At 71.4% G+C, this 20,036-nt stretch carries 18 protein-coding genes; 4 read left to right on the top strand and 14 right to left on the bottom strand.

What is annotated here, in order from left to right:
- Positions 1–114: 114 nt before the first annotated feature.
- The 14 genes from ACWC2B_RS14820 to ACWC2B_RS14755 form a co-directional block, all read right to left on the bottom strand.
- The gene (locus ACWC2B_RS14820) at positions 115–1,092 is read right to left on the bottom strand and encodes a LuxR C-terminal-related transcriptional regulator (protein WP_450716843.1); all 978 of its coding nucleotides are present in this window, start codon (positions 1,090–1,092) and stop codon (positions 115–117) included.
- Between the two features lie 33 nt (positions 1,093–1,125).
- Positions 1,126–3,279 (bottom strand): MMPL family transporter, encoded by a 2,154-nt coding sequence (locus ACWC2B_RS14815; protein ID WP_450716842.1) that lies wholly within the window; start codon positions 3,277–3,279, stop codon positions 1,126–1,128.
- The gene (locus tag ACWC2B_RS14810; protein WP_450716841.1) at positions 3,266–4,246 is read right to left on the bottom strand and encodes an aldo/keto reductase; all 981 of its coding nucleotides are present in this window, start codon (positions 4,244–4,246) and stop codon (positions 3,266–3,268) included. The genes ACWC2B_RS14815 and ACWC2B_RS14810 overlap by 14 nt, the downstream gene beginning before the upstream one ends.
- Positions 4,246–5,253, bottom strand: coding sequence for an endonuclease/exonuclease/phosphatase family protein (locus tag ACWC2B_RS14805; RefSeq protein WP_450716840.1), 1,008 nt, complete (start codon positions 5,251–5,253; stop codon positions 4,246–4,248). Before ACWC2B_RS14805 ends, ACWC2B_RS14810 begins: the two co-directional genes overlap by 1 nt.
- An 8-nt stretch (positions 5,254–5,261) precedes the next feature.
- The gene (locus tag ACWC2B_RS14800; protein ID WP_450716839.1) at positions 5,262–6,416 is read right to left on the bottom strand and encodes an endonuclease/exonuclease/phosphatase family protein; all 1,155 of its coding nucleotides are present in this window, start codon (positions 6,414–6,416) and stop codon (positions 5,262–5,264) included.
- Positions 6,409–7,479, bottom strand: a complete 1,071-nt coding sequence (locus ACWC2B_RS14795) for a glycosyltransferase family 2 protein (RefSeq protein ID WP_450716838.1) — start codon at positions 7,477–7,479, stop codon at positions 6,409–6,411. Before ACWC2B_RS14795 ends, ACWC2B_RS14800 begins: the two co-directional genes overlap by 8 nt.
- 21 nt (positions 7,480–7,500) lie before the next feature.
- A complete protein-coding gene (locus tag ACWC2B_RS14790; protein WP_450716837.1) occupies positions 7,501–8,547 on the bottom strand; it encodes an NAD-dependent epimerase/dehydratase family protein in 1,047 nt (348 codons plus the stop codon).
- Positions 8,541–9,971: an aspartate aminotransferase family protein gene (locus tag ACWC2B_RS14785; RefSeq protein WP_450716836.1), complete on the bottom strand. Its 1,431-nt coding sequence runs from the start codon at positions 9,969–9,971 to the stop codon at positions 8,541–8,543. Before ACWC2B_RS14785 ends, ACWC2B_RS14790 begins: the two co-directional genes overlap by 7 nt.
- A 29-nt stretch (positions 9,972–10,000) precedes the next feature.
- Positions 10,001–10,951 (bottom strand): lysylphosphatidylglycerol synthase domain-containing protein, encoded by a 951-nt coding sequence (locus ACWC2B_RS14780; protein WP_450716835.1) that lies wholly within the window; start codon positions 10,949–10,951, stop codon positions 10,001–10,003.
- On the bottom strand, positions 10,948–11,907 hold the full coding sequence (locus tag ACWC2B_RS14775) for a UbiA prenyltransferase family protein (protein WP_450716834.1): 960 nt from the start codon (positions 11,905–11,907) through the stop codon (positions 10,948–10,950). Before ACWC2B_RS14775 ends, ACWC2B_RS14780 begins: the two co-directional genes overlap by 4 nt.
- A gap of 79 nt (positions 11,908–11,986) precedes the next feature.
- A complete protein-coding gene (locus ACWC2B_RS14770; RefSeq protein ID WP_450716833.1) occupies positions 11,987–13,006 on the bottom strand; it encodes a glycosyltransferase family 2 protein in 1,020 nt (339 codons plus the stop codon).
- Positions 13,007–13,069: 63 nt separating this feature from the next.
- Positions 13,070–13,279 (bottom strand): hypothetical protein, encoded by a 210-nt coding sequence (locus ACWC2B_RS14765; protein WP_450716832.1) that lies wholly within the window; start codon positions 13,277–13,279, stop codon positions 13,070–13,072.
- A gap of 75 nt (positions 13,280–13,354) precedes the next feature.
- Positions 13,355–13,537 (bottom strand): hypothetical protein, encoded by a 183-nt coding sequence (locus tag ACWC2B_RS14760; protein WP_450716831.1) that lies wholly within the window; start codon positions 13,535–13,537, stop codon positions 13,355–13,357.
- Between the two features lie 301 nt (positions 13,538–13,838).
- Positions 13,839–14,603 (bottom strand): GntR family transcriptional regulator, encoded by a 765-nt coding sequence (locus ACWC2B_RS14755; protein ID WP_450716987.1) that lies wholly within the window; start codon positions 14,601–14,603, stop codon positions 13,839–13,841.
- Positions 14,604–15,084: 481 nt separating this feature from the next.
- Here ACWC2B_RS14755 and ACWC2B_RS14750 point away from each other — a divergent pair, with 481 nt between their 5' ends.
- The 4 genes from ACWC2B_RS14750 (at position 15,085) to ACWC2B_RS14735 (ending at position 19,823) form a co-directional block, all read left to right on the top strand.
- Positions 15,085–16,365: an extracellular solute-binding protein gene (locus tag ACWC2B_RS14750; protein ID WP_450716830.1), complete on the top strand. Its 1,281-nt coding sequence runs from the start codon at positions 15,085–15,087 to the stop codon at positions 16,363–16,365.
- Positions 16,366–16,440: 75 nt separating this feature from the next.
- Positions 16,441–17,439 (top strand): carbohydrate ABC transporter permease, encoded by a 999-nt coding sequence (locus ACWC2B_RS14745; RefSeq protein WP_450716829.1) that lies wholly within the window; start codon positions 16,441–16,443, stop codon positions 17,437–17,439.
- A gap of 2 nt (positions 17,440–17,441) precedes the next feature.
- Entirely contained in the window at positions 17,442–18,296 is an 855-nt protein-coding gene (locus ACWC2B_RS14740) for a carbohydrate ABC transporter permease (RefSeq protein WP_450716828.1), read from the top strand.
- Positions 18,297–18,305: 9 nt separating this feature from the next.
- Positions 18,306–19,823, top strand: a complete 1,518-nt coding sequence (locus ACWC2B_RS14735) for a glycoside hydrolase family 3 protein (RefSeq protein ID WP_450716827.1) — start codon at positions 18,306–18,308, stop codon at positions 19,821–19,823.
- Positions 19,824–20,036 lie beyond the last annotated feature (213 nt).

The following is a 20,036-nucleotide window of genomic DNA, read 5'->3' as shown; positions in this document are numbered from 1 at the left end:
ACCTGTGCGTTGGATCACTTGGTAATGCGCAGGAAATCTAGGGGAGAGATTCGGTCAAGGGAACCCCCGTCCGGATTCCGGACGGGGGTTCCCGGCGCCGCAGCCGTCAAGACGTCAGAGCCAACCCTCCTTGGCCGCCCGGACGCCGGCCTCGAAACGGCTGCGGGCGCCCAGGCGCGACATGAGGTCCGAGTTCATCCGGCGCACCGTACGCAGCGAGATCCCGAGCCGCCGCGCGGCCACGTCGTCCGTGCAGCCGATGCCGAGGAGCAGGAGCAACTCCCTTTCCTGCGGCGAGAGATCGTGCTCGTTGCGCCGCGGGGTCTCCCCGAACGGGGTGCCCGACTCCCACAGATGGTCGAAGAGGACGACCAGCGCGTTGACCAGACCGCGGCTGCGCACTTCGAGCGCGCCGGCCCGCGCATCGCCCGGGTCCACCGGGACGAGCGCCGCGCCGCGGTCGACGATCACCATCAGCATCGGCACGATCGGCACCGTACGGGCCTCGCCGCCGAGGTCGCAGTACCAGCGCACGTACTCCAGGGTGGGCGGGTCGTTGCGGAAGCTCTCCTGGTAGATGCTGCGGATCTTCACCCCGCGTTCCAGCGCGAGCTCGTCCAGGGGCTGGCTCGCGTCCATGGTGTCGGGCCGCTGGGCGCCGCCCGGCAGGAGGGAGAGGCACTCGGCGCGGGCGCTGCCGGCCAGGTCTTCGAGGCGTTCGCGTACCGCGTCCACTCCGTGGATCCGGTCGACCACGTCGTGCCGGAAGGTGGCGCCCTCACTGAACTTGGCCAGGATCGTGGCCACCGCCCGCTCGGCCCGCTCCACCTGGCGTCTGCGCTTGGTCAGTTCGGCCTCGGCGCGCGAGAGAAGGAAGGCGAACCCGACATCGGGGTTGAAGGGGGCGGCGCCGTCCGCGGCGTCGTCCATGAGGACGAGCCTGAGGTCCGCGAGATGGGCGAGCGCCGCCCTGACCTCACCCTCCGGCCAACCCAGCTGCTCGGCCAACTCCGGTACCCCATAGTCGGGTTGCTCCAGCAGGAGCCGATAGACGATCTCTGTGGACTGCTGGATTCCGAGTGCCTCAAGCATGCGGGTTCCCCCAGGTTCGCGTATGCCGTCACGTCACTGTGCGTGGTCCGATGGTTCGACCAGGGGGATCGTATGGCCGAGCGGTGATCTAGGTCTAGACCAATAAGGTGACGCGGGCGTGGCCGGAAGGGCACTTGCGGTGGGTTCCGTGTTCTTTTCCCGGACGGTTCGCCGTGCCCTTTCGGACCGTACGGCCGGGCCCCGGAGCAGCGCGGAGCAGAGCAGGGCGGCACCGCCAAGTCCCGTAGCCAGCAAGGAGAGTTCCACCTGGGGGCCGAGCCCGATGGCCAGAAGTGACAGGGCCGTCAAGGGGCCGGCGCCGAGCCGGGGACGCCCCGCCGAGCCGGATGTCACGGCGCGGTCGACCGCGTCGAGGAAGGCGAACGCACCCGCCACCAGCGGCACCCACCCGGTCACCGCCCCCGTCGCACCCACCCCGCCGAGGAGCCCGGCGCCCACGCCGTACTGCCAGACCAGCACCAGGAGTCCGCTCACCGCGACCGGCGCGACGGCCCCGCACACCGCGGCGCGCAGGGCCGCCCGGGCGGACCGCAGACGGGCGACCACGGCGAGGACGAGCAGCGCCATGACCGCGAGAGCGGCCGGAACGGCGCGGTACACGCCCTGGACCAGGTCGAGTTCGGGCACCCCCGAGCCGCCTGCCACCGCCCCCGTGGCGCCGGCCGCCGCCCGCACGTCCGCCATCGCCCGGCGGCCGGAGTCCGACATGGGCTCGCCGGACGGGACGACGGCGACCAGGGTGGACCCCTCGTGGTGCCAGGCGGCGCCCCGCGGCGCGGTCGCGGTCAGCACGCCGGGGACCCGGGCGGCCGAGGACGCGACCCGGGCGGGGTCGGTGCCCGAAGGGGCCAGCAGATCAAGGGGGTTGAGCACGCCGGTGGGGATCCCGGCGGCCGTCAGCTGGTCGAGCCCGTCCCGCGCCGGCCCGCCGCGCACCAGCGCCTCGGCGCGCGGATTGCCCGTGGTCAGGAACCCGGACGCGACCGTGGGCAGCCCGATGGCCAGGAGGAGCCCGACGGCCGACAGGCGGCGCAAGAACCGGGATTCACCCCTCAACAACCTTGAGTTGTCGGGCAGTTGATGACGCGGCCGCCACCCCGCGGACTCCCGTCCCTTGGTGAGCCACCCGCCGGGCAGCCACGCCAGGAGGGCCGGGCCGAGCGTGAGGGACGCCAGGGTCGCCGTCACGCAGACCGCCGCGCCCGCGAGCCCGATCGAGCGCAGGAAGGGGACGGGGAACAGGGCCAGCGCGAGCAGGGACGCGGTCCCGGCGAGGGCCCCGGCCGTCGCCGGGCCGGCCAGTGCGACTCCCGCCCGGTGCGGGGCGGCGGACCGGGGGTCCGACCCGCGTGCGAGCTCCGCCCGCCAGGCCGACACCAGGAGCCACGTGCGCCGCAGCGAGAGCGCCAGGGCCGCCACCGGGATCAGGTACACCACGGCCAGGCTCAGCTCCATGAAGCCCGCGAGTGCGACGACCACGAGCAGGGCCGCCACCGACGACACCGCCGTCACCAGGAGCGGAACGAGCGCGATCGGCAGCCGGAACGCCCTGACGAGCAGCGCGACGGCCAGCAACGCACAGGCCGCCTTGGCCAGTTGGAGGCCGAGGCCCGATCCTGCGGCGGCGCTGTCGTCCTGGAGCGGAAGGACGCCCGTGACGTTGACCCGGGCGCCGGGCAGCTCCGCGCGCAACCCGGTCCGCAGCCGCTCCGTGGCGTCCCGTACGACCGTGAGACCGGCCAGGTCCGGCTCGCCGGAGCGCGGATACACCAGGGCATAGGTGGTGCGCCCGTCGCGCGAGAGGAACGCCTCGTCACGGGTGTCGGCGTACGACAGGACGCGGGTGCCGGGCGCCGTCGCCCCGGTCAGGCCGGCCGCGAGGCGGGCCGTCGCGCCGGGCGAGCGGCCGTCGGTGCCGTCCGGCCAGGTGACGACGGCGACCAGCGGGGCGACGCCCGCGCCCGACCCGTACCGCTCGGTGATCGCGGCGTTGGCCCGGGAGCCGTCCTGGCCGGAGGCCGTGAAGCTCTGGTCCAGGCGGCCGAGGCCGCCCACCGCCACGGCTCCGCCCACCAGGAGCACCGTGAGCCACAGCAGGCACACGAACCCACGGTGGCCGGCGGAGCGACGGGCGAGACCGGCGGCGTACCGCTCAACTCGCCGCATCGAGGCCCGCCGTATCGAGCCGGGCCCTGACCTCGGCGTCCAGGACCAGATCCACCGCGTCGAGGGACTCCTCCAGCTGGCCGACCCCGCTCGCCCCGACCACCGGCAGGACGGGCAGCTCACCGCCGAGCGCCCAGGCGAGCACGACCTGGCCGGGAGCGACCCCGAGCTCCTCGGCGACCTCGCCGAGCACCGCGAGTCGCCGCGTCGAACCGGCGTGCCGGTACTGCTCGGGGATCTCCTTCGCCGGATTGTTGTACGCCCCCGTCAGCTGGGTGGTGTAGGCGACGAAGGTCAGCTCGGGGCGGGTGGCCAGATAGTCGAGGAGCTCCTCGGAGGCGTGCGGGTTCACACCGAACTCGGCGCCGGGGCGCGGCTGGAGGTAGGTGTAGCGCTGCTGCACCGCCGCGTACGCGGGGCCGCCCGCGCGCTCGGCCCCGCCGCGCGACTCCTCCACCCGCCAGGCCGCGAAGTTGCTGCATCCCGGCAGGGAGATCTTGCCGGCGTCGGCGAGTTCGGCGAAGGCGCCCATCGTCTCCTCGACCGGGGTCTTCCGGTCGTCGATGTGCGCGTAGTAGAGGTCGATCCGGTCCGTGCCCAGATTGCGCAGGCTGGCCTCCACCTGCCGCCGCAGGACCGGCGCGGACAGGCCCTCGGCGGCCTCCGGCCAGGGCGCGTCCAGCGGCTCGGGCAGCGCGCCGACCTTCGTGGCGATCACCATCTCGTCCCGTACGCCCCGGCTGCTCAGCCACTTGCCGATGACCAGCTCGCTCTCCGCGCCGGTCGCACCCGGCTCCCAGAAGGCGTACGTGTTCGCGGTGTCCAGGAAGGTGCCGCCCGCCTCGTAGAACCGGTCGAGGACGGCGAACGCGGTCGCCTCGTCGATCCGGGTGCCGAAGGGGAGCGTGCCCAGGCACAGGGTGCTCACCCGCAGGCCGTCCTCGCCGCCCAGCTGTCGGTATCGCATCAGTGGTTCGACTCCTCGATGGTGGTGGTGACGGTGACGTCCTGCGCCAGGTGGTCGGAGAGACCGCCCGGGTCGCGGAACGCGTACTGCTCGGCACGGACCGCGGCGCTGGTGAAGACCCAGTCGATGCGCCACAGCCGCAGCCTCCACCGGGCGTGCCAACTCGCCGGGAACAGCGAACGGTTGGCGCCGATGGCGTCGCGCGCGGCCCTCGGCATCCGGCGGATGTCGCCGATGGCCGCGCTGGTGTTGAAGTCCCCGGAGACCAGGAACGGATGGGGGTTGGCGAGCAGGTCGGCGACGAGCGCGTCGTACTCGCGCAGCCGCGCCAGATGGCGCCGCCGCATGTCCCGGAAGAACGCCGCCCCGAGCGGGTTCATCACCGTGAGCTGGACCGGGATGTGCACGTTGTACGTCGACAGGACACCGCCGGGGGTGCGCAGGTCGACCCGCAGCGAACAGGCGCCGACCGGCACCGGGGGAGCGGCGAGCGGGAACCGGGACAGGGTCACCGAGTTGTTGTCGATGGCCAGGTGGTGTGCGGGGAACTCGCGGCGCAGCCGCTCCTCGTCGTCGATGTCCCAGACCTCGCCGCCCTCGAACCCGTTCAGATATTCCTGGAGGAGATAGACATCGGCGGGCAGGGTGTGCAGGAAGGCGTAGAACCGGTCGGGTTCGCGGCCCTGGTTCCAGTGTTGGGTGTTCCACGACACCACCCGGATTCCGGTGCCCGCCTCGGCCGTTCCCGAACCGCGCCTCAGCGAACGGTAGTTGATGCCGCTCTGCGACCCGCCCGCGAGCAGACAGCAGGCCGCGAGCACCGCGCCTGGCCCGCTGCCCGTGACCGCCGACGCCACGAGCAGCGCGAGCGGCACGGCGGCGAAGAGCGGGGGCGGCAGCAGGGACACGGCGAGCCAGGGCCACCAGCGGCCGTTCAGGGCGAGATGCGCGCCGAGGAAGGCGCCCCAGCCGAGCGCGCAGAGGGTGGCGAGGGTGGCGGGGGACACGGCCGGCCTCACCCCTCCCCGGCGCGCGGCGCCGGCGGGACGCTCACCCAGAGGTCCTGCACCGCGTGGTCGGACAGCTTCTCGGGGGAGTCGAAGCGGTACTCGTCCGCCGTCGCGCCATGACCGGTGAACGCCCAGTCGGTGCGCCAGAACGGCTTCCAGCCGCCCTCCTCCCAGCTCGTCGGGTAGAGGTCGTCGTTCGCACCCATCGCGTCGTCGAGCCGCGAGCGCATCCCGTCGAGCTCGGACATGGCCGCCGTGGTGTTGAAGTCCCCCGCCACGACGACCGGGTTGGGGTTGTCGGCCACGTCCTGTTCGAGCCCCGCGTACTGGGCCTGCCGGGGGCCGAAGCTCTGCCGCATGTGGGAGTAGAAGGCCCCCGAGAGCGGGCCGTCCGTCATGCTGTTCCAGACCGGCATGTGGAGGTTGTAGAACGACACCGTCCGCCCCTTGACCAGCAGGTCGGTGCGCAGCACCTTGGCCTGTCGGTAGCGGGTGCTCCAGCCGGCGTCCGGCGCCAGGGCGCGGGCCGGGCCGACCGCGGGCCGGGCGACGACCGGGAAGCGGGAGAGCGTGACCAGCTCGCCGTCGGTGGTGATCTCGTACCCGGGGAACTCCTCGCGCAGCCGCGCCAGATCGTCGATGGGCTCGCGGCCCTTGCGGTCGGGCGTCACGTGCTGGTACTCGTGCAGCAGATAGACATCCGCCTTCTTCGCCTTGAGGAACGCGTAGAAGTGGTCCTGGGTGCCCAGGAGTTGGTTCCACGAGTTGGTGTTCCAGGCGACGACGCGCACCGAGTCCGGGCCCGCCGCGTGGTCCCGTGACCACAGCGCCCCGAAGTTGATCCCCGACTGCCCCGCGCCCAGGACGAGGGCCAGGACGACCGCCGCCCCCGTGCGCCACCGGTCGGCGCCGCGCGCCAGCGGGATCAGCGCGGCGAGCGCCAGCGGGAGCACGACGAAGGCGAACGGCGGTACCGCGCCGGCCAGTTCACCGAACCAGTAGCGTCCGCCGACGACCCGCTCCACCGTGAGACACACCAGCCAGGCGAGCGCCGACCAGCACACCAGGCGCCCCGCCCGGCGCCGGACGCCCCGCGTCGCAGGCACGTCCGGCGCCGGTCCTGCCGGGGCTTCGGCGGGCGCGGTCCGCAGGTCAGACACCCCGCGCTCCCACCGCCGGGCCGAGCGCCGCGCTCTGCGAGGGGCGCGGCCGCGGATCGTAGAGGTGCCGGAAGCGGGACGAGCACAGCCACTGCACGCCCGCCACCCCGATCGCCGCGAACACGGTCAGGTTCACCAGGAAGTTGACGGCCACGAAGTACCCGAGGAACAACCTCCCCCGGTGTCTGCGGACCACCCGGTACATGTCGAGGTCGCCGAGGACCGACAGGACGAACAGGGCCGCCGGGAGAAGGAACCACACCGGGCCCCACAGCAGGGGCGCGGCCAGGGCCGCCACCGAGAGCGGGGCCGCGAGGCTCGCGCCCGCGCGGGGTCCCGTCACGAAGCCGCCCTGGAGGGCGCGGCGGCTCAGGATCAGCGGCACGGCGAGACGGGCCCGGCTGAACACCTTGTCCAGGACGATCCGCACCGTGTCGTCGTGGTCGTGGCGCCCGCGCACCTCCACCGAGCTGAGCACCTTGTACCGCTCGGAGATCCGCCGGCCGTAGTCCTGGTCCTCGGTGTGGCGAAGCAGCGGGTTGAACGGGCCGACCTCGTCGAAGACCGCGCGCGGCATCGCCAGGATCGCGGTGTGCACGGTGTCGATGACACCCTCGGACTTCAGCAGCAGGTAGTACTGCTGGAGCGAGCGGTACTCCTCGATCAGGCTGTCCCTGATCAGCGGCTCGGGTTCGTAAGTCCCGCACACCGCGCCGTACTTGGCGCCGTCGGCGCCCTCGGCGAGCAGCGCCACCGAGCGCTCGATCGCGTCGGGGTGCATCGCCACGTCGGAGTCGAGGAAGACGAGCACCTCGCCGCGGGCCAGCTCGGCCCCGAGGTTGCGGGCCACCGCGACCCCGCTGTTGGTGCCGGTGCTCACCACCCGGGCCCCGAGGGCGGCGGCGGTCGCGGCGGAGTCGTCGGTGCTGCAGTCGTCGATGACGATGATCTCGGTCTGGGGGTACGTCTGGTTCTGGGCGGCCTCCACGCACAGGCCGATCGAGCGGCCGTAGTTGTAGTTGGGGATGATCACGGAGACCAAGGGCTGCTGGTCGCTGGGCACGGTGTTTACTCCTCGGATCTCTTAGAACAGCACCTTGGCGAGGGAGAGGGCCCCCTGCCGCCACGGTTCGACACTGGTGACGCCCTGCCCCTTGGCGGTGGCGCTCGCGGTCCGCCGGTGCTCGCGCCACCAGGCGTAGGTGCGCAGGATCGCGTCCTGGTTGGAGTGGCGCGGACGGAACCCGAGCTGCTCGCGGGCCCGGTCGGTGCTCACGTACGAGTCGTCGAGCAGCTTGTGCAGCAGGCGGCCGTAGACCGGCGAGAGACCGGTGCGCTGGAGGGCGCTGAGCGCGGCGAGGGCCGGCCTCGCGGGCAGCGAGCGGACCCGTCTGCCGTGCCCGGCCGCGTCCAGGACCGCCTGGAAGTCCTCGCGGATGGTGCCGAACTCGGTGGCGCCCAGGTTGAACGTGCCGTCCGCGCGCTCGGCCGGTGCCTCCATCGCGGTGACGACCGCGTCCACCAGGTCGTCCACGTCGAACATCTGGATACGGACGTCGCCCCTGCCGAGCACGGGGAAGTGCCGCCCCTCCTCGGCCCATTCGAAGAGCATCGCGAACAGTCCCATGCGGCCCGGGCCCAGGAAGGTCTTGGGCCGCAGGACCGGCAGGCACATCTCCCGGCCCCGGAACCGCTCGGCCACCTCCTCGGCCTCCGCCTTGGCGGCGCTGTAGGTGTCGACGGGCTCGCGCGGATACTCCTCGGGCGTGGGCACCACCTTGGGCAGCCCGTACACGGCGGTCGACGATATGTGCACGAAGCGCGGCACCGCGTTGGCCTCGGCCGCGCCCAGCACCGACTCCGTACCGCCGACGATCACCGAGCGGATCTGGTCGGCCGGGTAGCTGGGCAGCGCCGCCGCGCAGTGCACGACCACGTCCGCCCCGTCCGTCGCCCGCTTCATCGCCACCGCGTCGCGGACGTCCGAGACGGTGTGGGTGAGGCGTTCATGGCGGGTGCGCGGCGCCCTGAGGTCCACGCAGTGCACCTCGTGCCCGTCGGCGAGCAGCCGCTCCACGAGGGTCGAACCGAGCATCCCGGCACCGCCGGTCACGACTGTCCTGGCTACCACAGCGACGACACCTTCTCCTTGACGAAACGGGTGAGCAGACGCGGCAGGCCCTGCGCGAGGGTCGCGTCGAGGGAGTCGAGGAAGTACTCGACCTCGTGGTCCTCGGTGATCAGCGAGGGGGCCGCCATCAGCGGGTTGTCGCCGTTGAGGGTGTAGTAGGCGTAGATGCCGTGGTCGCGGTAGAGGGCGTTGACCACCGAGGAGGTGATGAGCTTGGTGCGAAAGCGCGGATCCTTGGTCATCGCGCCCGGCACCAGCTTGGTCGCGAGCTCCAGGATCTTGGGGCCCTTGTGCAGGAACACCCCGTGCAGCGCGCCGGCGCCGCGCACCTCGGACACCACGTCCGGGTGCTCCTTGGCGATGCGCTCAAGGCCGGGACCGAGGATGCGCTCGATGGCGCGGGCCCGGGCCGGATAGTCGTCCTCCACCGCGATGTTGACCGCCTCAATGGCGGTGATCGCCTCCTCGCCGAACCCGTAATAGGTGGTGCTGGTCGACTGGAGCAGCGCGTCGGTGAGGTTGTCGTAGGCCTTGCGGAAGACCGGCTCCCGGGCGATGAACGCCGAGATGGAGGACTTGCCGCCGCCGAACGACTTGGAGGTGGTGAGGATGTCGGGGACCAGGCCCTCGTAGCGCATGAAGTAGAAGAGGCTGCCGGTCTTGCCCCAGCCCGTGTAGATCTCGTCGAAGAGCAGCACGATGTCCTCGCGGGTGCACAGCTCCCGCAGCCCGCGCAGGAACTCCTCCGAGCAGACGTTCATGGTGGAGGCGCTCAGCGGCTCGATCAGGATGCAGTAGACGTCCGAATCCCCCTTGGCGGTACGGGACTTCGCGACCTCGCGCTCGACGGCCGCCAGGTCCCCGTACGGGAAGACGCCGACGCCGGGGATGCCGGGGAACTGGAAGGTGGACTGGTTCTGCCCGGTCAGGCTGCCCGAGCCCAGCAGCTTGCCGTGGAAGCTGATGTCGGCCCGCAGCACCCGCGAGCGCCGCCCGCCGTGGTACTTGTACGCCAGCTTGACCGCGCCCTCGACCGCCTCCGCGCCGGAGTTGGGGAAGAACGACATGTTCAGATCGCCCGGAAGCAGCTCGGCGAGGTTGTGTCCGAGTGCCGCGATGTAGGGCGAGAAGTAGGTCTTGTGGACCTCCATCCGGTGCTCCGCCTGGAAGCGCCGGCGGGCCTCCAGGATGCGGGGGTGGTTGTGGCCGTGGTTGAGCACGCCGACCCCGCCGGTGAAGTCCAGGACGCGGCGGCCGTCGCGCTGGAGGATGTAGGCGCCCTCGGCGCGCTCGACGAGCTCCTGGCCGAAGCCGAAGGAGGTCATGAGCGAGACCTGGCTGCGGTTGACGTGGTCCTTGTAGAGGCCGTGGACCTGCTTGGTGGTCAGCGACTCGCAGTCGTCGACGGAGTACAGCTGTGGCATGGGGATCCCTCTTCGTGGGAGACGGACGGTCAGGAAGCGGCTGCGGCGGGCCTGCCGGAGACCCGGGTCACGAGCAGCGCGGCCCCGCCGACCAGGACCTCGCTCAGGGTGCAGACCACCCGGCTCGCGACGGCCGCCGCGGCGGCGGCCTGCCAGGGCAGCACGGCGGAGAGCGCGAGCATCAGGACGGCCTCGCGGGCACCCCAGCCGTCCGGCAGGAAGACCACCAGGCTCGCGGCGGCGGTGGCGAGGGCGAAGCCGCCCACACACACCGGGAGTGCCCTGGCCGCGGGCGCGCCCAGCATCACGGCGAGCGCCCACAGGTGCAGCCCGGACACCGCCCAGGACGCGGCGGCCGAGGCCATCGCCCGGCGCATCCCGCCGTCGCTCGCGGTGGCGGTCGGCGCGGGGCGGCGGGTGAGCCTGGCGCCGAGCGCGGCAAGGGAGTTGATGAGGCCGGGCCGTACGGCACAGGCCACCGTGACCGCGACCGGAAGCAGCAGCCACCAGGCGTCGCCGCCCAGTGTCCAGGGCGCCGCGACCGGGCCGATGGTGAGCCCGGTGAGGACCGCCGCCATCAGATTGAGCAGGAAGACGGCCACCATCACGGGCCCGGGCACGCCCACCGCGCGGCCCATCCGCACCTGGGCGAGTACGCCCCACACCGCCCCCGGCAGGTACTTGCTGAGGAAGGAGGTGAAGAAGATCCGGGTGGCGGCGGCGCCCGGCACCTTCGGGCCGAGATCACCGAGCAGGGTGCGCCAGGTGACCATGGAAAGGAGCACGGCACCCGCGTTGGCGGCGAGCGCGCCGAGCAGATAGGGCACGGCACCCGGCCGCACCACCAGATCGGCCAGATCGCCGATCCGGTCGTGCAGGGCGAAGCCGATGCCGGTGGCGACGGCGAGCGGGAACAGGACGGGCACGGCCCGGCGCACGAGGCCGCGCGGCGCGGCCGGGGCGAGGTCGGCGGCCGTCATGACGCGGTGTGGACGACCAGCACGGAGCCGCCGACCAGGCAGGACCACGCCAGCGCGTTGAACACGGTCACGCGGTCCCTGAACAGGGCCCGGGACGGATTGCCGCCGCCGGAGTCGACCGTGATCAGCTGGAGGTAGCGGGCCAGGCCGAACAGCGCGAACGGGGCGGTGAGCATCGCGACGGCGGTCCCGTGCGAGCCGAACACGGCACTGTCCTGTACCTGAAGTACATAGCTGATCGCGCTCAACACGGCCGCGAACACGAGGAGTTGGTCCAAGAAGCCGACGGTGTAGCCGCGCAGGGCCGGGCGGTGCAGGACGCCGCCCACGGTCATCTCATGCCGCCGCTTGCCGAGGATCAGCATCAGGCACAGCGAGAACACGCACAGCGCCAGCCAGTCCGGCACGGGCGAGGAGGCGGCGAGCGCCCCCTGCACGAGCCTGAGGACGAAGCCGAGCGCGACGATGAAGACGTCGAGCAGCGGCACGTGCTTGAGGCCTCTGCTGTACGCCACGTTGAGGCCGAGGTAGGCGAGGACCGGCCACCAGGCCACGGCCGGGGTGACGCCGAGCAGCGCGCAGCACGTGACGGCCGCGCCGAGCAGGACGGCGAGCGCGGCGGCGAGCAGCACGGCGGTGCCCACCCCCACCCGGCCCGCGGCGATGGGCCGATTGCGCTTCTGCGGGTGGCTGCGGTCCCGGTCGCGGTCGCTGATGTCGTTCACCAGGTACACGAGCGCGGAGGCCAGCGTGAAGGCGACGACGGCCGCGGCCGCGCCGCCGATCAGCTGCCCGGCCGGGCGTTGGGCGCCGAGCAGCCCGAACGGCACCACCACCAGGTTCTTGGACCACTGGCCCGGGCGGACGAGGGAAGTGAGATCACGGAGGAGGCTGGGGGGCCGGGCCTGCTGGGTGCGGGCCGGCTGCTGGGCGAGCGTGGGGCCGTAAGTGGCCATGGACAGGCTCCAGTTGCTGACGGGGCGGTGGCGGGGGACACCGGATGGGGAGGAGAGGAGGCGTGCGGGGCCCCGGGCGTCACCTCCGGCCGGCGGCGGGCACCGGGGCGCGACGGCGGACGGTGGGCCCGAAGTCCGGTTCGGTGAGCCAGCGCACGACACCGCGTGCCGCGCCGAGCACCAGCGCGAGGTGCAGCACGAAGTGGACGCCGGTGAACCACAGGAGGAAGCCGGGCCCCTTGGCGCGCAGCACGAAGCGGCTGAGCCCCGGGTCGGCGCAGGCGAAGACGAGGACGCACAGGGCCGGCACGAGCAGCAGCCACGGCGACAGGAGACCGAGCAGCAGGGCGGGTGGGGCGAGGGCCGCGGCGAGCACGCCGAGCGGCCGGTTGGCGCTGAGCCCGCCCGCCCGCAGCTGGCCCACGGCCGCGACCAGGAGCTGGGAGCGCCGGTACTGCTCGCGCAGCATCGGAAGCAGCCGGTCGACGTCGTCGTGCCGGCCGGTCACCGCCCGCGACATGCGGATGCGGTGGCGCTCGACGAGCCGCCCGCTGTACTCGACGTCCTCGGAGTCGCGGAGGTTCTCGTCGAACGGGCCGATCTCCTCGAAGACGTGCTTCCAGATGGCGCCGAGCGCGAAGAACGCCGTCCGCACCTCACCGGCGCCGCGGCGCCGCCAGAAGTGGGCGTGCAGGGCGTGGTAGCGCTCCACGGGGCCGTCGTCGAAGAGGGGCTCGGGATCCAGCACGCCGTGCACACAGCCGAGGCCGGGGTCGGCCACGAGCTCGTCGACGGCGTTCGCCACGGCGTCCGGGGCCAGCGCGGTGTCGGAGTCGAGGAAGAACAGGATCTCGCCACGGGCGGCGGCGGCGCCGAGGTTGCGTGCCGCGGACACGCCCCTGTTGTGCGGACTCGCGATGAGAACACACGGGAATTCACGGGCGATGTCCCGTGAACGGTCAGTACTCGCGTCGTCCACGACAATGACGTCGAGCGGTGCGCAGGTCTGTGCGAACACCGATTCAAGACAGGCCCGCAACGTCTTCTCGTAATTGAAATTGGGGATGATGACGGACACGCTCGGGCGGGCCCTGGGCATGACGATTCCGTTTCTGCAGTGCTGAATGGGGTGCCGGGAAAGCGGCGGCCGGAATTGTGGCGGTCAGAGGAGCCTGAAGTCCGTGATGTGGAAGCGGGCGAACTCCGGCGACGCGGCGAGCAGTCGCCCGCAGATGTCGAGGGCCCGGGCCACGGCCTCGGTCTCGTCGAGGCCGTGCAGGTAGAGGGCCAGCCGGATCGACTGCCCGATGACCAGCGCACGGGCGGGCCCCGCGTGGACACAGGTCTCGTCGACGCGCTGGAGCGTCTCCATCACCTGGCTCCGCGTCGGGGGTTCGGCACGGTCCCCGGCCCGGGCGGTCATCGAGATGCCGACGAGATAGATGGGTCAGCCCCAGGAGAATCCGTCGCCAGGGTCACCGGACGGCACGGTGGTGACGGCCGCGGGGGTGACGGAATCCGCGATCTGACGGGTCGGCGCGTCGGCATTTCCCTGTGCGGTCAGTACGAATGCGACCGTGGCGGCGACGGGAAGAAGAAGAGCGCCGACCGAACGGAACCTGGCACGCATGAGAACCACCTTTACGTCAGGAGCGGGATTTCCTTTGGCGAGTTCAAGACTGGCCGACGGGGGCCCGGGTGTCACCGAAAAAGGGGTGGCCACTAGCGCGCGGCAGGACGGTGCCACCCCGCCCGGCCCCGCCCGGCGTCCCGGACACCGGGCTCAGCAGGGATTTCCTCCGGGCGGGCACCAAGCTGCCAGTCACAAGGTGCCTGAGTCCGCCTGGAGTTGGACAGGAGCGTCCCGAACGCGCGACGGCCACGCCCCGTGAGCGGGGCGTGGCCGGTTCTGTGCGGTGTTCGGGCGGCGCTCAGTCGGCCGGACGCTTGAGGCGGGCCACGAACTTGTACCGGTCGCCCCGGTACACCGAGCGCACCCACTCCACGGGCTCGCCCTGGCCGTCGAGGGAGTGCCGCGACAGCATCAGCATGGGCAGGCCCACGTCGGTGCCGAGCAGGCCGGCCTCGCGCGGGGTGGCCAGCGACGTCTCGATGGTCTCCTCGGCCTCCGCGAGGTGCACCCCGTACACCTCGGCGAGCGCGGTGTAGAGGGAGGTGTACTTGACCAGCGAGCGGCGCAGCGCGGGGAAGCGCTTGGCGGACAGGTGGGTGGTCTCGATGGCCATCGGCTCGCCGCTCGCCAGGCGCAGCCGCTCGATGCGCAGCACACGCCCGCCCGCGGTGATGTCGAGCAGCCCGGCGAGGGTGTCGTCGGCGGTGACGTAGCCGATGTCGAGGAGCTGGGAGGTCGGCTCCAGGCCCTGGGCGCGCATGTCCTCCGTGTACGAGGAGAGTTGGAGCGGCTGGGACACCTTGGGCTTGGCGACGAATGTGCCCTTGCCCTGGATGCGCTCCAGACGGCCCTCGACGACCAGTTCCTGCAGGGCCTGGCGCACGGTGGTGCGGGAGGTGTCGAACTCGGCGGCGAGGGTGCGCTCGGGCGGCACCGGGGTGCCGGGCGGCAGGGTCTCCGTCATCTCCAGCAAGTGGCGCTTGAGGCGGTAGTACTTGGGCACGCGAGCGGTGCGGGTGCCGGCGCCCGCCTCCGTCTCGCTCCCGCTCCCGTCGGTGGCCATGGCCTGCCTTCCCGAGTGCTGCGCTGCTGCCGTCACCGGCTCCTCCGTCTGTCGCGGCTCACATGGTGGCACGGACCGGTCACGGGTCGTCGCCCTCCGTCAGGGTGTCGGTCCGGTAACGCGATCGACAAGCCCTTCTTATACACCGCCGCGCGGCGGACGTGCGGGGAAGTGTGCAAGTTGGTCTAAACCATTAAAGCCCAGCCGGCGCTCCGGCGGCAGCCCGGCGGGGGTCGGATCGGGCCGCCGGGGGCGGAGTTGGGGAGTGTCCCGAACGGTGAGGTGTCGGTCCGATAACGGACGGTCTCGGCGTTCTTATCGACCCTTGACACCCCTAAAGGTCTAGGCCAAGCTCCCGGTACTGGTCTAAACCATTAAAGACCAGAACCCAGCCCCACGGGCAGTACTCGTCGTATGCCGCATCGCGGTGGGCGGGGCCACGAAGAAGGCAACGGGGTCAGTCATCCCTGAGGAGAGTGGCGTGAAGCGCAAGCTCATCGCGGCGATCGGCGTCGCGGGCATCATGATCGGCGCCGCGGCGTGCGGCGGCAGTGACAAGAAGGACGGCGCAGCGGGGGGCGACGCCAAGGAGCTCACCGTCTGGCTGACGGTCGACGCGCAGAAGAACTGGCCCGAGCTGGTGAAGGCGGCCGACGACGCGATCGTCGCCAAGCACCCCGGACTGAAGATCAACCACGAGTACTACGGCTGGCCGGACAAGAACGCCAAGCTGGACGCCGTCCTCGCCACCGACAAGGCGCCGGACGTGGTCGAGATGGGCAACACCGAGATGCTCGCCTACTCGGTCAAGGGCGCCTTCGCCGAGGTCGACCCGTCCAAGTTCGACAACTCCGCCGCCTGGCTCGACGGCCTCAAGGCGTCGGTCACGTACAACGGCAAGACCTACGGCGTCCCCTACTACGCCGGTGGCCGCACGGCCACCTGGCGCAAGGACGTCGCCGCGGACACGGGCATCACCGCGACCCCGAAGACGTACACCGAGCTGACCGCCGACCTGGACAAGATCCAGGCGAAGCAGGGCGACAAGTTCAGCGCCTGGTACCAGCCCACCCGTGACTGGTACGCGGCCATGTCCTTCGTGTACGACGCCGGCGGCTCCATCGCCAAGCAGGACGGCGACAAGTTCAAGGCCAACCTGTCCTCGCCGGAGTCCGTCAAGGGCCTCACCGAGTTCAAGAGCGTCGTCGACAAGTACATGAAGGGCGACAAGACCAAGGACGAGGCGGACCGCCCCATCGTCTACGGCCAGGGCAAGTCCGCCCTCGTCTTCAGCCCGGCCTGGGAGGGCGCCAACGCCGCCCTGCCGGAGAACGACAAGGTCGGCAAGCTCGCCGACAAGATCGAGAGCTTCGTCATGCCGGCCCCGTCCGGCAAGGCCATGCCGGTCTTCCTCGGCGGCTCGGACCTCGCGGTCCCGGTCAAGTCCAAGGCCCAGGGCCTCGCCACCGAGTGGATCAACGCGTTCACCGGCACCCAGGGCCAGAAGGGCCTGATCGGCAAGAGCAACCTGCCCAACAACAAGACGGACCTCGCACCGCTGAAGTCGGACCCGAAGACGGCCGTGGCGGCCACCGCGGCCGAGTCCAGCTGGTTCGTCCCGATGGCGCCGGGCTGGGGCCAGGTCGAGAAGGCCCAGGTCCTGCAGACCATGCTGCAGAACATCGGCACCGGCAAGCAGACGGTCGAGGCCGCCGCTAAGGAAGCGGACGCCGCGATCGACAAGGTCATCAACAACAAGTGACCTTGGGGCAGGGCCCCGTCACCACGACGGGGCCCTGCCCGGCCAGTTCCAGAGAGGGATCACCAGGAGCGCGCGATGAGTGCCGCAGAGACAACCACCGCCAAGGTGCCGCCGGCGCGGCGCGACCCACTACCGGGTGCTGGATCCGGTCAACCCGGCAAGCCGGGGAAGAAGCGCGGCACGGGCGGGGGAGCGGCGGTGCCCTGGGCACTGCTCGCGCCCTGTCTGCTCGTCCTCGCGCTCGTCCTCGGCTATCCGCTGGTACGGCTCGTCACCCTGTCCTTCCAGAAGTTCGGGCAGCCGCAGCTGTGGGGCTTCCAGGCCGCCGAGTCGGTCGGCTTCGACAACTTCAGCAACGTCCTCGGTGACGCCGAGTTCTGGCGCGTCGTCGTACGCACCGCCCTGTTCGCCGCCACCGCGGTCGTCCTGACCATGGTCATCGGCATGCTGATCGCCCTGCTGCTCCAGCGGGTCTCGGGCTGGGTCAAGACGCTCGTCAACATCGCCCTGGTGGCGAGTTGGGGCATGCCCATCGTCGTCGCGATCACCGTCTTCAAGTGGATGTTCGACTCCGACTTCGGTGTCCTCAACTGGCTGCTCAGCCAGCTGCCCGGCGTCGAGATGCACGGCCACAACTGGTTCGCCGACGGCACCCAGGGCCTCGCCGTCATCATGCTGCTCGTGGTCTGGGGCGCGGTGCCGTTCGTCGTCATCACCCTCAGCGCCGGCCTCACCCAGGTCCCCAAGGAACTCGAAGAGGCCGCCCGGCTCGACGGCGCCGGCTCCTGGGGCGTGTTCCGGCACGTCACCCTGCCGATCCTCAAGCCCATCATCGTGATGCTCGCGACGCTGTCGGTCATCTGGGACATGGGCGTCTTCCCGCAGGTCTTCGTGATGCGCGGCGGCCACCCCGAGGCCGAGTTCCAACTGCTCACCACGTACTCGTACGAGAAGGCCTTCGTGGTCAACGACTACTCCCAGGGCTCCGCGATCGCCCTGCTCACGGTGATCCTGCTGCTCGGTGTGATCGCGGTGTACATGCGTCAGATGCTCAAGATCGGAGAGGTGGAGTAACGATGGCTGCCTCAACCGTTGCCCCGGGCCGCGCCGGCCGCAAGAAGACCAAGCTCGGCTGGAACCTGCTCGGCCTGCTGGTCTTCGTCACCGCGGGCTTCCCGGTCTACTGGATGCTGAACACCGCGTTCAAGCCGGCCAAGGACGCGATCGACCCCGATCCGCACCTGTTCCCGACCGACTTCACGCTGGACAACTTCAAGCGGGCGCTCCAGATCGGCGACTTCTGGGGTTCGATCGGCCGCTCCCTGACCGTTTCGGTCGTCGTCGTCCTGATCGGCATCGCGGTCGGCCTGCTCGCCGCCCTCGCCATCTCCCGGTTCGCCTTCCGTGGCCGCAAGATCGTCATCGTCGGCATCCTCGCGGTCCAGATGGTGCCGCTCGTCGCCATGATCATCCCGGTGTTCCTGCTGCTCAACGACCTCGGTCAGTACGACAAGCTCTCGGGCCTGATCATCACGTACCTGACCTTCATCCTCCCCTTCACGGTGTGGACGCTGCGCGGGTTCATCGTCAACGTCCCCAAGGAGCTGGAGGAGGCGGCCATGGTCGACGGCTGCAGCCGCACCGGCGCCTTCATCCGCGTGGTCTTCCCGCTGCTCGCGCCCGGCATGGTGGCGACCTCGGTCTACGGTTTCATCCAGGCGTGGAACGAGTACCTCTACGCCCTCATGCTGATGAGCCAGAACCACCAGACGGCCACGGTGTGGCTGTCCAACTTCACCACCCAGCACGGCACCGAGTACGCCCCGATGATGGCCGGATCGACCATGATGGCCGTGCCCATCGTGATTCTCTTCCTCCTCGTCCAGCGCAAGATGGCCGCGGGTCTGACGGCCGGCGCAGTGAAGGGATAACCCCGCCCCATGACGACTATGACCACGGGTTCCGACACGCTGACCCGCGACGCCCTCGCCGTCCTCCAGCCCGGGTTCACCGGCACCAGCGCGCCGGACTGGCTGCTTCGCCGCATCGGCGAAGGCCTCGCCTCCGTCGGCCTCTTCGGCCGCAACATCGTGGACGCGCCCCAAGTGGCGGCGCTGACCGCTCGGTTGAGGGCCGAGCGGGACGACCTCCTGGTGGCCATCGATGAGGAGGGCGGTGACGTCACCCGCATCGAGGTCCGCACCGGCTCGTCCTTCCCCGGCAACCTCGCGCTCGGCGCGGTCGACGACGTGGACCTGACCCGCGAGGTCGCCCGCGAGCTGGGCCGCCGGCTCGCGGAGTGCGGTGTGAACCTGAACTGGGCGCCGTCCGCCGACGTGAACTCCAACCCGGACAACCCGATCATCGGCGTACGGGCCTTCGGTGCCGACACCGCCCTGGTGGCCCGGCACACCGCCGCCTATGTCGAGGGCCTCCAGGCCGCCGGGGTCGCCGCCTGCACCAAGCACTTCCCCGGCCACGGCGACACCAACGTCGATTCGCACCACGCGATGCCCCGCATCGATGTGGATCTCGACACACTGCACCAGCGTGAGCTGGTGCCTTTCCGCGCCGCGATCGCGGCGGGTTCCAAGTCGGTCATGAGTGCGCATATCCTTCTTCCCGCGCTCGACCCCGCACGTCCCGCCACGCTCAGCCCGCGCATCCTCACCGGACTGCTGCGCGAGGAGCTCGGCTACGACGGGCTGATCGTCTCGGACGCGGTGGAGATGCAGGCCATCGCCGGAACGGTCGGCATCGAACGAGGCTCCGTCCTCGCGATCGCGGCGGGCGCCGACGCCCTGTGCGTCGGCGGCGGCCTGGCCGACGAGGGCACCGTACTGCGGCTGCGCGACGCGCTGGTCAAGGCGGTACGGGACGGCGAGCTTGCCGAGGAACGCCTGGCCGACGCCGCCGCACGGGTACGTGCGCTGGCGGCGTGGACCCAAGAGGCCAGGGGGGATGTGGCGGCGCCGGGCGCGGCGGTGCAGGAGGGGACCGCGCCCGGCACCGGCAGCGGCATCGGTCTGGTGGCCGCGCGCCGGGCCGCCCGGATCACCGCCCGGCCGTCGTGGCGCCCGCTGACCGCGGCCCCGTACGTGGCCACCTTCACGCCCGTCATGAACATCGCGGTGAGCAGCGAGACCCCCTGGAGCATCGGCGGCGAGCTCGCCGCCCTGCTGCCCGGCACCGAGAGCGGCACCTACGGCACGGACAGCGCGGCCGCCGACGTGCTGGCGGCCGCGGGGGAGCGCCGCATCGTCGCCGTCGTACGCGACGAGCACCGCCACCCCTGGATGGCGGCGGCCCTCGACGCCCTCCTCGTGGCCCGCCCGGACACGGTCGTGGTCGAGATGGGCGTGCCGCGGGCGGCCCCGCGCGGCGCGCTGCACGTCGCCACGCACGGCGCGGCACGGGTGTGCGGGCGCGCGGCGGCGGAGGCAGTCGCAGGGCTCTGACACAGCCCACGAACCACGTGGCGGGTGACGGTCGGCGGACCGTCACCCGCCACGTTTGCATGTGCGGGCATGCCTGAGGCCGCATGTACGATGGGGCCGACTTTTGGTGTCCGCGAGGGCCGACTTGTACGGGGCCGCCGGACCGGAACGTTCCGGTCCCGCCTTCACGCAGCCGCCAACTCGGTTGTGGGGGCGTCTACTTGACAGTACGTA

The organism is Streptomyces sp. NPDC001415 (assembly GCF_053597395.1).
This window is presented reverse-complemented; position numbering and strand designations above follow the sequence as displayed.